Origin of the sequence: Halomicrococcus pelagicus, assembly GCF_051917725.1 — an archaeon.
GTDB lineage: Archaea > Halobacteriota > Halobacteria > Halobacteriales > Haladaptataceae > Halomicrococcus.
Genome location: NZ_JBQBLX010000009.1, coordinates 107,151 through 122,788 on the forward strand (window position 1 = coordinate 107,151; position 15,638 = coordinate 122,788).

A 15,638-nucleotide genomic window follows, 5' to 3' on the forward strand; every position below is an offset into this window, starting at 1 on the left:
GTTCCGATTCGCTCCGGCGTTGGTCTCTCTCCATCTCGCGCTATTTCTACCCGGTAGCAGGAATGAATGCCGATAAGTTATATATTTGAACTTATCTCCGAAGATTACTGTCCGGTCCGGCAGTATTATGCCCACTATCGTTGACGTTTCCGGAGGATGACACCGAATGACACAACGACGACGAGACGAAGCTTCCTGAAAGCGGCGGGCGGTGCGGCCGCCGCGGCGACCGTGGCGACCCCGGTCGCGGGGGGTGGGACCGACGCCGCTCGACAGGACGGCCAGCAGGGTGGTCTGCTGACGTACGCGCGCGGCAACGACTCGGGGACGCTCGACCCGCAGGCGACGACCAGCGGCGAGGACGCGAAGGTCACGAACCAGGTGTACGACACCCTCATCGAGTTCGAACCGGGCAAGGCGTCGCTCACTGAAGGGTTGGCGACCGAGTGGAACCTCGAGGAGACGACGACGACGCTCACGCTCCGCGAGGGCGTACAGTTCCACAACGGCGAACAGTTCACCGCCGACGACTTCATCGCCACGTTCCGGCGGTTCACCGACCCGGACTTCGAGTTCTTCCCGGGACAGGAGTACGTCTCCGGGTACAGTTCCTTCACGCTGGGCGACTGGGTGGAGTCGGTCGAGAAGGACGGCGACTTCGGCCTCACGATAGAGTTGAGCCAGCGGTACGCGCCGTTTCTCCGCAACCTGGCGATGTTCGCGTCGGCCGTGCTCTCGGAGCAGGCCATCCAGAATCTCGGTCAGGACCTGAGCGAACAGCCCGTCGGCACCGGGCCGTTCCAGTTCGAGAACTGGGACCAGGGCAACCAGCAGATTCGCCTCTCGGCCTACGACGACTACTGGGGCGAGGGCCCGCAGGTCGACGAGGTCGTCTTCACGGCCATCGGGCAGAACTCCACGCGCGCGCAGGCGCTCGATACGGGCGAGGCCGACATCATCGACGGTCTCGGTGCGCAGTCGTCCCAGGTCGTTCAGCAGTCGAACAACGCCGAACTGCGGGAGAAGGCGGGCATCAACATCGGCTACATGGCGTTCAACATGGCGAACTTCGAGCCGTTCCGCGACCGGCGGGTGCGCCGCGCCATCAGTCTCGCCATCAACACGGAAGCCATCGTGAACAACATCTTCCGTGGCATCGCCGAGCAGGCCAGCCAGCCGATTCCGTCGAACGTGCTCGGGTACAACGAGGAGATCGACCCCTACCCGTACAACCCGGAGCGCGCCCAGCAGCTGTTGCAGGAGGCCGGTTACGGCGACGGCTTCGAGTTCGAACTGGCGACGTTCCAGAACCCGCGGACGTACAACCCGAACCCACAGCAGGCCGCACAGGTCGTCAAGTCGAACCTGGCCGACGTCGGCCTCACGGTGACCATCAACCGGATGCCGTTCAATCCGTTCCTGGACTACACGGACCAGGGCAAGCACGACGCGACGTTCCTCGGGTGGATGACCGACAACGCCGACCCGGACAACTTCTACTTCGCGTTGCTGCATCCGGGCGTCTCGCAGGACGACGTGCCCGAGGGACAGGACTGGGTGAGCTGGGACACCGAAGGGTTCAACACACTCGATGTCGCCGCGTGGGCGAACACCGACTTCATGGACCTCACCGAGCGCGCACAGCGGACGTACGACTCCGAGGAGCGCGCCAACCTCTACCGGCAGGCCGGACAGCTCGCACGCGACGAAGCGCCGTGGGTGTTCATGGACCACGCGAAAGAGCTCCGGGGCGTCCACAACCGAGTCGACGGGTACGTGGTCGAGGTCATCCGCGGCCCGTTCCTCAGACTCGTCTCCCTCGGCGGCGGATAACTGTCGTTCACGCGCTACCGACTACCATTTTTCGTGCGAATCGGATAGTGAATCCCGCTCGAATCACAAGTCCATCGTTCTCTTCGTGGTTACGGTTACCAAGTGGCAGTCCGGTATGTTTATATATCCTATGTGAGCACACAGGCGTATGGCGTCACGTGACAACGTAACTGACAGGCGCAGTTTCCTCAAGGCCGCTGGCGGCGCGACCGCCGCAGCGACCCTTGCTGGCTGCCTCGGCGGCGAACAGGGCGACGGCGGTAACGGCGACGGCGGTGGCGGCGGATCCCTCACGTACTCTCGTGGGAAGGATTCGTCGACGCTCGACCCGCAGGCGACGACGAGCGGCGAAGACGCCAAGGTGATGAACCAGATCTTCGACCGCCTCATCCACTTCAAACCCGGAAAGACCAGCCTCAAGAAGGGGCTCGCCAAGGAGTACAAGCTCGAGGGCAAACAGGCGAAGCTGACCCTCCAGGAAGGCGTGAAGTTCCACAACGGCGAGGAGTTCACCGCCGACGACTTCATCGCCACCTACCGGCGGTTCCTCGACAGCGAGTACGAACACTACGTCGGCGAGAGCAACGCGTCCGTCTACGGACCGTACCTCCTCGGCAAGGTCAACGACGTGAAGAAGAACGGGAAGTACGAGCTGACCTTCGACATCGAGCAGAAGTACGCGCCGTTCCTCGCCAACCTGGCCGTGTTCGCGCTGGCCGTCCTCTCGAAGAAGCAGATCGAGAACGACGGCGGAAACGTCGGGAAGAAGCCGATCGGCACCGGCGCGTTCGAGTTCAAGAACTGGAACTCGGGCAACGGGACGATCCGGCTGAAGGCCAACGGCGACTACTGGGGTAAAGGCCCGCACGTCGACGAGGTCGTCTTCGAGGAGATTCAGCAGAACTCCACGCGCGCGCAGTCGCTCGGCAACAGCGAGACGCACATCGTCGACGGACTGGGCGTTCAGGCGGCGAAACAGGTCGAAAACTCCGGCAACGCGAAGCTGAAGAAGCAGGAAGGGATGAACGTCGGCTACATGGCGTTCAACATGGGTCGCGTGGAGGAGTTCCGCAAGAAGAAGGTGCGGAAGGCGATCAGTTACGCCATCAACACGAAGGCCATCGTCGAGAACATCTACGAAGGGATGGCCGTCCAGGCCAGCCAGCCGCTCCCGCCGGGCATAATGGGGTACAACGAAAGCCTCGACCCCTACCCCCACGACAAGCAGAAAGCCAAGACGCTACTCGAGGAGGCCGGCCACGGCGACGGCTTCGAGTTCGAACTGGCGACGATGACGAACCCGCGCCCGTACTTCCCCTCCCCGGTGCAGACCGCGAACACCGTCAAGTCCAACCTCAAGGAGATCGGCATCGACGTCAGCATCAACAAGCAGTCGTGGGACCCCTACCTCACCTACACCGGAAAGGGCAAGCACGACGCGTGCTTCCTCGGCTGGATGACCGACAACGCCGACCCGGACAACTTCTACTACGCGCTCCTGCACCCCCAGACCGACGCCCCGCAGGACCAGGACTGGCTGAGCTGGGACAAGCTGGAGAACACCAGCAACCGCGCGGCGTGGGCGAACGCGGAGTTCATGGACCTCGTCGAGAAGGGACAGAAGAACTACGACAAGGGCAAGCGCAAGGAGCTGTACAAGCAGGCCGGCAAGATAACCCACGACGAGGCACCGTGGGTGTTCGTCACGCACACCGAGACCATGCGTGGCGTCCACAACGACGTCAAGAACTTCACGCTCGCACCGATTAGCGGGCCGTTCCTCAACCAGGTCAAGCTGTAGAACGCGAACGTATCTTTTTTGTTCACCGCTCACATGCGCTTAGGTGATGATTAGCAAGCGGTTCATCCTCAAGCGGCTCCTGCTGCTCGTCCCGGTGCTTCTGGGGGTGGCGACGCTGGTGTTCGCCATCCTCCACCTCTCGCCCGGGAACCCGGCGCGGGTCATCGCCGGACAGCGGGCATCGGAGGAGTTCGTCAAGCAGGTCGAACGAGAACTCGGGTTGAACGACCCACTCTACGTCCAGTACGGCCGTTTCCTCGTCGAAGCGGTGCAACTGGACTTCGGCCAGTCGTACTCTATCCGGAAGGGGACGCCAGTCACCACGGTGTTGAAGAACAAGCTCCCCGTCACGCTGGAGATGGCGATCTACGGCCAGTTCTTCGGTATCCTGTTCGGGATTCCGCTCGGGATTCTCAGCGCGGTCAAACAGAACACGTTGACCGACCACGTGACCCGCGTCGGCGCGCTCACCGGTATCAGCGTTCCCATCTTCTGGAGCGGACCGCTGTTCATCCTGCTGTTCGCCCAGGTTCTGGGCGTCCTGCCGACCAGCGGACGCATCGCGACGGAGTACTCCGTCCAGCGAATCACGGGACTCGTCACGCTCGATTCGCTGCTCACGACCAACTTCGACGCGTTCTTCTCCGCAGCACGCCACCTCATGTTGCCCAGTCTCGTCATCGGCATCTACTCGATGGCGCTCATCTCCCGGATGATGCGCTCGTCGATGCTCGAGGTCGTCCGCCAGGACTACATGCGGACTGCCCGCGCGAAGGGGCAGGGCGAGAAGATTACGACGCTGAAACACGGCTTCAGGAACGCGATGATTCCCGTCATCACCGTCATCGGTATCCAGTTCGGCTCCCTGCTCGGCGGGGCGGTCCTGACCGAAACCGTCTTCGGCATCACGGGCATCGGTCGGCTGCTGGTCAACGCGATTCAGGTCGGCGACTACCCCGTGGTACAGGGAACCGTGTTGACGTTCGCGTTCCTGTTCACGCTGGTGAACCTCGGCGTCGACATCACTTACTCCTACCTCGACCCCCGGATAGAACAATGAGTGTCACTGTCCCATTCCAGTCGGCCACCGCCCGGAGGCTTCATCGATGAGTACTGAAATCGAACGCGACGAGGTGACGGAGAGGCGCGGACTGCTCGAGCGCCTCCGCGCGTCGCCGTTCCTCTCGGAACTCCTGTCGAATCGTCTCGCAATCATCGGTCTGGCCATCATCGGGCTGATGACGGTCACGGGGGTGTACGCCCGCCTGTTCCTCGACATAGGGGAGCTCGCAGCCTCGAACTTCGGCTCCGCCAGCTCGCTGAGCGGCCCCTGTGGCGCTCGGACGCTGCCGAACATCCTGGGGTCGGCGGGCTCCTGCGCGTACCCGTTCGGGACCGACGTGCAGGCCCGGAACATCTTCCTGCGGGTGCTGTACGGCGCGTGGCTGGCGCTGAAGTACGGCACCATCACGGTCGGCGCGTCCACCGTTCTCGGCGTCGGTCTCGGTATCATGGCGGCCTACTACAGCGACATCACGGACAACGTCATCATGCGCTCGATGGACGTGCTGCTGGCGTTCCCCGCGCTGCTGCTGGCGCTCGCGCTGGTCGCCATCTTCCCCCAGAGCTGGGGCCTCTGGCGGGCCGTCGTCGCGCTGACGCTCGTGTACACGCCGCGGTTCGCACGCGTCGTCCGTGGCGCGGCGCTGAAAGTGCTCGAAGACGAGTACATCGACGCGACGGTGGCGCTCGGCGCGACGGACCCGCGCGTACTCGTCCGTCACGTCCTGCCGAACTCGCTCGCCCCCATCACCGTCCAGAGTACGCTCAACTTCGGGCTCGCTATCATCGACCTCGCGGCGCTGTCGTTCCTCGGCTTCGGCGCGAGTTCCGGGACGCCGTCCTGGGGACTGATGCTGTCGAACGGCGTCAACAACGGCCTGCTGTCGGGCATATGGTGGTGGTCGTTCTTCCCGGGACTGTTCCTCGCCGTGACGGTGCTGGGATTCAACCTGCTCGGCGACGGCATGCGTGACGCGCTCGACCCGCGGATGCGAGAAGCCGTCGACTGATGGCGTTCGTCGACGAGTATCTCCGCCCGCGCGTCCGCTTCGTCGCCCGGTTCGGTCTTCTCGGGGTCGCGCTGAGCGTCGTCGGCGTCGTGCTCGCGCTCGCTGCCGGCGAGACGGCGTCGTTCGCCACCCGGAAGGTGTTCGCGCTCGGCGCGCTCGGGTTCGGGTTCGCGCTGCTCGGATGGTCCGGGTCGGTGTTCGCGGGCGAAGCTATCGAGCACATGCAGGACCACATGGACACGGCGACGAACTGGACGGAGGCGGACTCCCGGCGTGCGATGACGGTGGTCGGGAGCGTCGGTGCCGGCGGGATGGTCGGTGCGAGCCTGGTGGCGTACGTCCTGCGCGCGGCGCCCTGACCCGGACGCTTTCTCGGTCGTCGCGGCGAAGGACGCGGATGTGGCAGGTGCAGTCGGCGGACGAACACGTCGGAATGGTGCCGCCGGACTGGGAGTAGGCTACTGGTTCGTCGAGACGATCTCGACGACGGCGCGGTGGTCGAGCACCGAGTCGGCCCCGACCTGGCGCTGGCTGCGACAGTCGATGCCGTGCAGGAAGCCCTCGCCGATGTCGCCGTGGAGGTGGTATGCGAAGTCCTCGGCGGTCGACCCCTCGGGCAGGAGGAAGCAGTCGCGGAAGACGCCCTTCTCGCTCTTCGAACCGTTGGCGGAGCCGGGGAACACGGCGACGAGGTCGAGCACGTCGAACAGCGCGGTTTCGAGGGCCGTCTGGACCCCCGTCCCGCCGAACTCGTCGACGAACTCCCGAATCTGTTCCAGTCCCTGCTCCTGTTCGTCGCTCACGTCGTCCTCGATGGTGAACTCGCCGTCCCCGGGGTCGTAGTCGACGACGTCCCGCTCGGCGGCGGTCTTCAGCGCCTTCTCGGCGTGGGCGCTCGCCGGAACGATGGTCAGGTGGTCGTAGTCGGGGTCGTTCCGGATAGCCTCGTAGTTCGCCCGGGCTTCGGGCGTGTCCATCTTGTTCGCGGCGACGACCATCGGTTTCGTGCGCTTGCGTATCTCGCGGGCGAGGGCCGCCCGGTCGTCCTCGTCCCACGCGTCGGGGTCGAGGTCGAGGCCGAGCGAGAGTATCACCTGCTTTATCTCGTCTTCGTTCGTTCGGAACGCGGACATCTGTTCGGCGAGGTCCGCCTCGATGTCGTCCTCGCCGCCGTCGTAGCCCGTACGGTAACGCTCGATGCCCTTCTCCAGCACTTCGAGGTACCACATGTCGAGTTCGCGTTCGAGGAAGTCGATGTCGTCGCGGGGGTCGTGGTCCTCGGTCGGTTCGCCTTCGAGGTCGGTCCGGCCGGAGAAATCGACGACGTGGACGAGCACGTCCGCCTCGTTCAGGTCGGTGAGGAACTGGTTGCCGAGGCCGTTGCCCTCGTGAGCGCCGGGGATGAGGCCGGCCACGTCCACGAGCTTCGTCGGGACGTAGCGGGTCCCGTCCTCGCAGAAGCCGACGTTCGGCGTGCAGGTCTCTTCGAACTCGGGGGCGGCGCAGTCGACGCGGACGTACGCCTCGCCGACGGCGGGGTCGATGGTCGTGAACGGGTACGCGCCCTCCGGCACGTCGTTCATCGTCGCGGCGTTGAAGAACGTCGACTTGCCCACGGAGGGCTTGCCGACGAGGCCGATGCGGTAACTCATTACACCGCTTTCGGCGACCCGCCGGTGAAGTAGTTTCGGAAGCTGACAGGTCTGTCGCGTGCTAGCTGGTGGTCCGGGAACGGGCGGCACGCACGCGGGCGCTGCGCGGAACCGAACCACATTTCTCCGACCTCTCCGAACCGCCGGGCGTGTCCCTGGACGTATCCTCCGCGCTCGCGTGGCTGGCGGTCCCCGGTCGGCGCGCGAAGCTGCTCGCCGTGCTCGGCGTCGCGCTGCTGGCGGCCGCCGCGGTCGGCGCGCTCGCCGCCCCCGCGGAGCCGCGGCTCGCCGTCGACGACGACCGCCCGCAGAACAACACCCTCGTCGCGCTCCAGGGGTACGAGCACGAGGGGAAGGCGGTCGAGGTGACGCCCGGCGGCGAGGTGGTCTGGGAGTACGCGAAGGCCGACGACGTGTTCGACGTGGAAGCGCTCGGCGACGGTCGCGTCCAGGTCGCCGTCGCCGACGAGATTCCCGACGGGAGGTGTCCGGAGCGCTTCCGGAACGACGGCTACGAGAACTGCGTGCGCAACTCGCTGCGCATCGTCGACAAGGAGACGAAGGAGACGGTGTGGGAGTACGCGTGGTTCGACGCGAAGCTCCACGCGCACGAACTCCACGACGCCGACCGCTACACCGTCGACGGCGAGCCGCGCTGGGTGCTCGCCGACATGGGCAACGACCGCGTGTTCGCGGTGAACCGCTCGAAGGAGGTCCTCTGGCAGTGGAACGCGACCGACCGCTACGAACGGCCCGAGGAGATGGGGCCGGAGGGCGACTGGACGCACATGAACGACGTCGACCGCGTCGGCCCCGACACCTTCCGGGTCAGTCTGCGGAACTTCGACACGGTGGTCGACCTGCACGTAGAGCGGGGGACGAGCGGCGGGAACGGGTCGGTCCGCGTCGACCCCGTCGTCGGCCCCGACGACTTCCACGAGCGCGGCGACGTGCTCTACGAGCAGCACAACCCGGACACCCTCGATAATGGTACGCTGCTCGTCGCGGACAGCGAACACGACCGCGTCGTCGAACTGAACCGGGAGGGAGACGTCGTCTGGAAGTACGGCGGCAGCGCGACCTTCGACTGGCCGCGGGACGCCGACCGCCTCGCGAACGGTCACACGCTCGTCGCCGACTCCTACAACGACCGCGTCGTCGAGGTGGACGAGGACGGGGAGGTCGTCTGGTCGGTCGAGACCGGCGGACTCCCCTACGAGGCCGACCGCCTGCCGGGCGAGGGGAGCGACGGCCCCACGGCCCGCGAAGCCGGGATTCCGAACCGGACGAGCGACGCCGGCGTCGTCCGCGAGCGCGCCGCGTGGGCCGTCTCGATGGCGAAGTACGTCGGCCCGGACCGACTCGCGGAACAATTGTTCCTCCTCGCGGCAGGCCTGCTCGCGCTGGTCGGCGCGGGAGTCGAGCGCTGGCGGTCGCGCAAGCGGTAGCACGACCACTTCGACGTCGCCCGCCAGTTCCGTCGTCTCCGTCCGCAGGTCGCGTCCTCCGGGAGCCGGTCGGGGAGCGCGAGACGGCGCTGCTCGGCGACGCGTCGCTCATCACGTCGCGTCGGTCGATAGAGTCGGAGCCGCCTCGACGGACTCGCCCTCGCTCGCCAGGTACTCCGTCACCGGTAGTTCGAGCAGGGTCAGGAGCGTGTAGAGTTCGGTGGTGTTGTCCGCGCCCGCCAGATGGTTCCGGTAGCACTCATCGACGCCCGACCGCGACAGGAACGGAAGCCGGGCCACCAGGTCCTCGCGGTCGTCGAGTCGCTCGGCGGCCTCGTCGTCGGTCCGGAGGAGTTCACCGACGTCCGTCCACGGTCCCTCGGTGAGGTGGGGCTCCGACCGGCGGTCGGACCGGACGTGTCGCCGCCAGAACGCGACGGCGTTCTCGGCGAGGAGGTAGGCGTGGTGAGGGTAGTCGAGGGGCACGCGCGACTCGCCGTGGGGGAGTTCGGCCAGGTTCGGGGCGAGTCGTTCGAGCGCCCGGTTGACGACGTTGCGCCGGAGCCGATACCGTATCGGCATCCGGAGGTGGAGGTCGACGAGCCGGTCGTCGAGGAACGGCGACCGGTACGGCAGCAGTTGCATCGCGCTGTTCGTGAATATCTGTTCGGTGTCGTTCGACAGGGGATAGTACTCGCTACAGAGGACGAGTTCGCGGACCGAATCGTACTCGACGCCGTGGTGGTCGACGGACTCGCCGTCGTACCGGACGTTGTCGGCCAGTATCTCGCGCATCGAGACCGAATCGTCGACGTACGTCGGCAGGTCCCTGGCGTAGTGGTCGACGAACTCCTCGACGGTTTCGACCCGGTCCTCGACCGGGGGGTGGAGCGTGCCGAGCGAGCCGAGCGACACCGCCGGCGTCGGGATGCCGTGGCCCTTGAACAGCGTGTCGGCGTACATGCCGGAGAGGAGGGCGTCGACCTCGTCGGTCAGCGTCGCCGCGAACCCGGTCGTCCGGGCCTGGCTGAACCAGCCGTCGAAGTTCGACAGCGGCGCGTTGCGTTCCAGCGCCGACCACTGGTACTTCCGGCCGCGCTCGAGCAGTTCGAACTGCGCCCCGGCCTCGTCGGCGGCGGCGACCGCGGTTCGCGCCTCCCGGTTCAGCCAGTCGTTCATGTGGAACGCAGTGGCGTCCTCGCCGAGCGCGGCGAGCACGAGGCGGGAGTCGCTGCCACCGCTCAGCAGGACGCCGTAGTCCACGTCGTCGCGCGTCCACTCGTCGATGACCGTCCGGAACATCCGCGTGAACCGGTCGACGAAGTACGAGAACGGCCGGTCCAGCGGGTCGAATATCGGTTCCCAGTACCGTTCCTGCTCGACCGACATCGAGTCGAGGTCGACGGTGGTCACCGTCGCGGGCGGCAGCTTCTCGACGCCCTTCAGGGGCGTCGTCACGCCAAACGACCGCTTGTACGCCAGATACTCGTAGACGTACTGGGGGTGGAACTCCGTCTCGAAGGTCGGGTGGCGCGGCAGCGACTGGACGTTCGTGGAGAACAGGAACCGGTCGCCGTCCGGCCGCGCCCGGAAGACGGCCTTGGTGCCGAGGCGGTCGGTCGCGACGTGGACCGTCGCCTCGGACCGGTCGTAGACGATGCCGACGAAGCTCCCGTTGAGCCCCGCGAAGCAGTCGACGCCGTGGTCGCGGTAGCGACGCGCGCAGTACTCGACGCAGTCCATCCCGTCGGGGCGGGGAGCGTATCGGGTTCCGTCGTCGAACCCGTACACCTCGCCGACGAGCCAGAGGAGCGTGTCGTCGTCGACCTCGCGAACCGGAGTCGCCGCGAGCAGGGGGTGGGTGGAGGCGTGGACGGCGACGCGGTCGCCGTCGTGGGTCGACGACCGCTGTCCGCCCGCCCAGACCAGGTCCGCCGCCAGGGGACCGACGTCGGCATCCCGCCCGAGTACGCCGCAGATGCCGACCATTACGGCGACCGTATCGAGACGCCGGTGCTCACGACCGGACGCCCATCGTCGGGAGTGCTTTCCGGGGTCGATCGCTCTCGTATCGACGGTTCGGAGTTCTCGTGGCGTCTCATTGCGTTGCACTTCCGCCGGACGGCCGTTTGTTATGAGTCGTCTACTCCGGAGCGGGGCCAGCGTCAGGGGGAACCTGACGGCCGGTAGGCCGTCGATACTCGCCCGAAGCGGGGCCGGCGCCCGAGCGGCGACCCGAACCGCAACCACTACCACCTGCGGCGCGGAGTCTCCGGACATGCAACTGGGCGTCATCGGACTGGGCCGCATGGGACGTATCGTGGTGGATCGCACGCTCGAAGCCGGCCACGACGTGGTCGCGTTCGACCTGGACGAGGCGGCGGTCGCGGCGGCGGCGGACGCGGGCGCGACCCCCGCCGACTCCGTGACCGACCTCGCGGAGCGACTCGACGAGGAGAAGCGAATCTGGCTGATGGTTCCCGCGGGCGACCCGGTCGACGCCGCCCTCGACGACCTCGCATCGCACCTCGACGCCGACGACGTGGTCGTCGACGGCGGCAACTCCCACTTCGAGGACTCCGTGCGCCGGGCGGAGTCGACCGACGCCGCGTACCTCGACTGCGGCACCAGCGGCGGTCCCGCGGGCGCGGAACTCGGCTTCTCGCTGATGGTCGGGGGCCCCGAGTGGGCCTACGCGGAGCTCGAACCGGTCTTCGACGCCGTCGCCACCGGGCCGGCGGGCCACGACCGCATGGGTCCCGCCGGGTCGGGCCACTACGTGAAGATGGTCCACAACGGGGTCGAGTACGCGCTGATGCAGGCGTACGGCGAGGGGTTCGAACTCCTGCACCGCGGCCGGTACGACCTCGACCTCGAAGCGGTCGCCCGGACGTGGAACAACGGCGCGGTCATCCGCTCGTGGCTGCTGGAACTCTGCGAGGAGGCGTTCCGGGAGGAGGGCACCGACCTCGGCGACGTGGCCGACCACGTGGCCGGCGGCTCGACGGGCACCTGGACGGTCCAGGAGGCGCTCGAACAGGAGGTTCCGCTCCCGCTCATCTACCAGGCGCTCACGGAGCGGTTCGGCAGTCGCGCGGGCGAGGAGGGTCGGTTCTCCCGGCGACTCGCCAACCGCCTGCGCTACGGCTTCGGCCGGCACGAAGTCGCGCGTCGGGAGTAATCGACCGGAGACGGCGGGCCGACCGACCGTCCGGCGGGTGTCGCGCCTGCCGACCAGCCGCTAGAGGGGGAGCGAACTCGCCGCGAGTGAGCGAAGCCCGAACGAAGGCTCGGAAGACGCGGTGCGTCTTCCGGCGCTTTTGGTCGAGCTTTCTATCGAGGGGTTGGCGGTGCCGACCCCTCGCAATAAAAAGGTAGGTCCTTAGAGATGATCGCTGTTCGGCGAGCCCTCGCCGCGGCCGCCGCGACCGCCCTCGTTGCGGTCGATGCCCATGATGCTCTCGGCCTGGTCGGGAGCCCAGTCGCCGCCGTCGTCGGCGACGCGGACGACGACCTCGTCGACCTCGTCGAACTCCTTCGCGAGGTCGACCTTGATGTTCTGGGTCGTGCGCGGGCTGATGGAGCAGCCGCTGCACGCACCGCCGAGTTCGACGACCACCTCGCCGTCCTCGGGGTCGGCCTTCTGGACCGCGCTGGTGCCGCCGTGCATCTGGATGATGGGCATCTGGCCGGCGAGCCAGGTCTCGACCCGCGATTTCAGGGTGTCGTCGGTCGTGGTCTCGGTCATGATGGTTACTTGTTCGAAGTAGGGGCTGGAAGTACGGGAATGTTTGGGTTCCGGTCGACGGCGGGACGGGCAGCCGAAACGAACGCCCGGCACCGCGACCAGCCCGCGATTTCTTTACCACGGGGTACGAATCGAACCCATGAACTTCGGCGTCGTCAGCACGGCGAACATCGCCACGAAAGCGGTCATCCCGGCCATCCAGGACTCCGAGCACGAGGTCGTCGCCATCGCCTCGCGCGACGCGTCGCGGGCGACGACCACGGCCGAGGAACTGGACGTCGCGCGCGCCTACGGCTCCTACGGGGAACTGCTCACCGACGAGGCGGTCGAGGCCGTCTACAACCCGCTACCGAACGCGCTCCACGCCGAGTGGACGAAGAAGGCCGCCGACCACGGACACCACGTCCTCTGCGAGAAGCCGCTGGCCGTCGACGCCGACGAAGCCCGGGAGGTGAAAGCCCACTGCGAGGAACAGGGGGTGACGCTCGTGGAGGCGTTCATGTACCGATACCACCCGCGCACGCTCCGAGCGGCCTGCGTCGCCCGCGAGCACCTGGACGACGTGCGCTCGGTGACGGCGACGTTCCAGTTCCCGATGGACGACCCCGACGACGTCCGACTCGACCCCGACCTCGCCGGGGGCTGCCTGATGGACGTCGGCTGCTACGCCGTCGACGCCGCCCGGCTCTTCCTCGGCGAACCCGAGCGGGCCTACGCCACGACCGCGGACACGTTCGGCGCGGGCGTGGACACTGAACTCACCGCGATACTCGAATACGGCGACGGTGTCACCGCCGAGATATCGGCCGGGTTCACGACGAGCGACGTCCAGCGGTACCGCGTCGAGGCGACGAACGGCTGGCTGGAGGCCCCCGAGGCGTTCGTCCCGCGCGGCGACGACGGCACCGAACTGGCGTACGCCGTCGACGGCCGCCGCGTCACGGAGACGTTCGACCCGACCGACCAGTACCGCCTCGAGGTGGAACGGTTCGCGGACTACGTCGAGTCGGGCGAACCGCCGCGGACCGACGGCGCGGCGGCGGTCCGCAACATGGCCGTCATCGACGCGCTGTACGAGAGCGCCGACGCCGGCCGACCGGTCGCCGTCGACCGACGGGAGTGACCCCGGCGGCACGCGACCGCCGCGAGTTCCCGCCGGCGTCGACGTCGGTCGGTGTCCCGAGGCGAGGAGGTCCGCGAGCTACCGCGTGGCGAGGAGCACGACGAGACTCCACGCGAACGCGACGAGTCCGGCACCGAGCAACAGCGGCCGGTAACCGGTCGTCAGCGCCAGTCCGGCGAACAGGACGGGGCCGAGCGACCGCCCCAGGAACGTCGTGCTGTTGCGGATGCTCAGCGCGCCGGCCCGATAGCGGTCGGAGACCAGTCCGCTGATGGCCGCGTCGACGGAGGGCATGCTCAGCCCGAGTCCCGCGCCGACGAACGTCACCGCGACGCCGACGAACAGCGCCGTGGGTGCGAGCCACGTGCCGACGAGTCCGATACCGAAGGACGCGAAGCCGCCGGCGACGAGCAGACGGTTCGAGAGCGAGCGCGCGAGTCGTCCGTTCTGCGAGGAGACCACGATGGAGACGACTTCCGCCGCGGTCACGACGAGGCCGATACCGACCGGTGAGAGGTCGTACTGGGCCGTCAGGAGGAACGGGAGGGCGGTGAGCACCGACCCGAACAGCAACACCTCGGTCGCGAACGCGCTCCCGTAGTAGACGGCCGTCGAGCGCCCGGAGAGCGTCGTGAGTGCGTTCCGGATGTAGACGAGCCGCCGCGGTTCGCGGTCGGTGACCGGTTCCTCCAGCGTCAGGAACGCGAACGCCGCCACCGGGAGGCCGGCGAAGTACGCCAGGAAGGGCGCGTTCCACGCGACGGCGACGAGCGCACCGCCGACCAGCGGGTAGGCCGCCGCGCCGGCCGACAGCATCGCGTTGTTGACCCCCAGCACGGCGTTGCGCTGCACGCCGGAGAAGGCGTCGCCGATGAGCGTCACCGTGGCGATGAAGATGCCGGCCGCCGCCGTCCCCTGGACGAGTCGGATGACCAGCAGGAGGTCGAAGCTCCCGACGAACGCGAGCGCGCCCCCGCTGAGGCTGAATGTGAATAGCGAGACGACGAGCACGCGCCGCCGTCCCACGCGGTCCGCGAGCATCCCGATGAGCGGCGAGAGGACGATGCCGGTGAGGAAGTACACGGAGATGAGCAGACTCGCCGTCGCGTCCGTGATACCGAACTGGTCCCGGACGACCGGGAGCGCGGGACTGATGAGCGGCACGCCGAGCGGCGCGAGGAACGTGCTCGCGAGCACGACCTGGACCGTGGTGGAACGCCACGGGACTGTCGCCGACTGGGGGCTCGTGTCCTCGGGGACGGTCGTCATCCCCGATACGCGACGACGGCCGGCCAGTTATACGCACCTCTGACGTTCGACCGGCGACGCACCACATTCATCGACCGGTGCGCGAGAAGTGAACGCCGCGTTCGTCGACCGCTACGTTACCGACGGCGACCCTCCGCTTCGAGCAACAACGTCGCACCGCCGCCGAGAACGAGCGGGAGTCAGTAGGTCGCGCCGCGTTAGAGCACGCTTCCGCGCTCGATTAACTCGTCGATTCCGCGAGACGATGCGAGAACCGACCGACACCGAAGACCGGTGGTCGACACGGCGAGCGTCGACAGCGACCGCTCGTCGATGGCGCGATCGAGCACTCGTGAAATCCGGACGTCGCGTTCTGAACGATATTCCGAGGCGTCTCCGGTGACTGCCACCGTCACCGCTGATGGCGGTGAGACCTCTGGTCGTCTCGGGATCGTGAGAGAAACGTACAAGCCAAGGGCCGGATTTGAACCGGCGGTAGGCGGCTCTGCAGGCCGCTGCGTTCGGCCGGACTCTGCCACCTTGGCGCACCTTCGTCTACTGCCTTCGACCGCATAAATATAGCGGTCTCAGACAGTTCATCGTCCGTTATACATGCAAAAAGCCCACGACCAGCGCGTGCTGGCCGTGGGCTGTGGTATGAGTGGGAGGCGGCGAACCGGTGTTCCCAGAGGCTCGCGCACTCCAGTACTGGC

The 15,638-nt window shown here is 67.1% G+C and carries 12 protein-coding genes and 1 tRNA gene; 8 read left to right on the forward strand and 5 right to left on the reverse strand.

What is annotated here, in order from left to right; all coding sequences use genetic code 11:
• Window positions 1–156: 156 nt before the first annotated feature.
• The 5 genes from ACTF4R_RS20605 (at window position 157) to ACTF4R_RS20625 (ending at window position 6,065) form a co-directional block, all read left to right on the forward strand.
• Window positions 157–1,833, forward strand: a complete 1,677-nt coding sequence (locus ACTF4R_RS20605) for an ABC transporter substrate-binding protein (RefSeq protein ID WP_440010420.1) — start codon at window positions 157–159, stop codon at window positions 1,831–1,833.
• 148 nt (window positions 1,834–1,981) lie between these two features.
• The gene (locus tag ACTF4R_RS20610; RefSeq protein ID WP_440010422.1) at window positions 1,982–3,634 is read left to right on the forward strand and encodes an ABC transporter substrate-binding protein; all 1,653 of its coding nucleotides are present in this window, start codon (window positions 1,982–1,984) and stop codon (window positions 3,632–3,634) included.
• Between the two features lie 46 nt (window positions 3,635–3,680).
• A complete protein-coding gene (locus ACTF4R_RS20615; RefSeq protein ID WP_440010425.1) occupies window positions 3,681–4,694 on the forward strand; it encodes an ABC transporter permease in 1,014 nt (337 codons plus the stop codon).
• Window positions 4,695–4,740: 46 nt separating this feature from the next.
• Window positions 4,741–5,706 carry an ABC transporter permease gene (locus ACTF4R_RS20620; protein ID WP_440010427.1) on the forward strand — a complete coding sequence of 322 codons (966 nt, stop codon included), beginning with the start codon at window positions 4,741–4,743 and terminating at the stop codon, window positions 5,704–5,706.
• Complete coding sequence (locus ACTF4R_RS20625; protein WP_433625993.1) at window positions 5,706–6,065, forward strand: DUF7268 family protein; 360 nt, start codon at window positions 5,706–5,708, stop codon at window positions 6,063–6,065. Before ACTF4R_RS20620 ends, ACTF4R_RS20625 begins: the two co-directional genes overlap by 1 nt.
• A 99-nt stretch (window positions 6,066–6,164) precedes the next feature.
• On the opposite strand, the gene ACTF4R_RS20630 is transcribed toward ACTF4R_RS20625, so the two are convergent.
• Window positions 6,165–7,358: a redox-regulated ATPase YchF gene (locus ACTF4R_RS20630; protein WP_440010428.1), complete on the reverse strand. Its 1,194-nt coding sequence runs from the start codon at window positions 7,356–7,358 to the stop codon at window positions 6,165–6,167.
• 149 nt (window positions 7,359–7,507) lie between these two features.
• Between ACTF4R_RS20630 and ACTF4R_RS20635 the strand changes: the two genes are divergently transcribed.
• Window positions 7,508–8,806, forward strand: a complete 1,299-nt coding sequence (locus ACTF4R_RS20635) for a hypothetical protein (RefSeq protein ID WP_440010431.1) — start codon at window positions 7,508–7,510, stop codon at window positions 8,804–8,806.
• Between the two features lie 111 nt (window positions 8,807–8,917).
• Here the strand turns inward: ACTF4R_RS20635 and ACTF4R_RS20640 are convergent, their stop codons facing one another.
• A complete protein-coding gene (locus ACTF4R_RS20640; protein ID WP_440010433.1) occupies window positions 8,918–10,795 on the reverse strand; it encodes an asparagine synthase-related protein in 1,878 nt (625 codons plus the stop codon).
• A gap of 289 nt (window positions 10,796–11,084) precedes the next feature.
• Here ACTF4R_RS20640 and gnd point away from each other — a divergent pair, with 289 nt between their 5' ends.
• Window positions 11,085–11,987 carry a phosphogluconate dehydrogenase (NAD(+)-dependent, decarboxylating) gene (gene gnd / locus ACTF4R_RS20645; RefSeq protein WP_440010436.1) on the forward strand — a complete coding sequence of 301 codons (903 nt, stop codon included), beginning with the start codon at window positions 11,085–11,087 and terminating at the stop codon, window positions 11,985–11,987.
• A 201-nt stretch (window positions 11,988–12,188) separates the two neighbouring features.
• On the opposite strand, the gene ACTF4R_RS20650 is transcribed toward gnd, so the two are convergent.
• The gene (locus ACTF4R_RS20650) at window positions 12,189–12,554 is read right to left on the reverse strand and encodes a NifU family protein (protein WP_113279127.1); all 366 of its coding nucleotides are present in this window, start codon (window positions 12,552–12,554) and stop codon (window positions 12,189–12,191) included.
• Between the two features lie 139 nt (window positions 12,555–12,693).
• Here ACTF4R_RS20650 and ACTF4R_RS20655 point away from each other — a divergent pair, with 139 nt between their 5' ends.
• On the forward strand, window positions 12,694–13,677 hold the full coding sequence (locus ACTF4R_RS20655; protein WP_440010439.1) for a Gfo/Idh/MocA family protein: 984 nt from the start codon (window positions 12,694–12,696) through the stop codon (window positions 13,675–13,677).
• A 78-nt stretch (window positions 13,678–13,755) separates the two neighbouring features.
• Here the strand turns inward: ACTF4R_RS20655 and ACTF4R_RS20660 are convergent, their stop codons facing one another.
• Window positions 13,756–14,946, reverse strand: a complete 1,191-nt coding sequence (locus ACTF4R_RS20660; RefSeq protein WP_440010440.1) for an MFS transporter — start codon at window positions 14,944–14,946, stop codon at window positions 13,756–13,758.
• 448 nt (window positions 14,947–15,394) lie between these two features.
• Window positions 15,395–15,470: transfer RNA gene (locus ACTF4R_RS20665), tRNA-Cys, on the reverse strand.
• Between the last annotated feature and the right edge of the window lie 168 nt (window positions 15,471–15,638).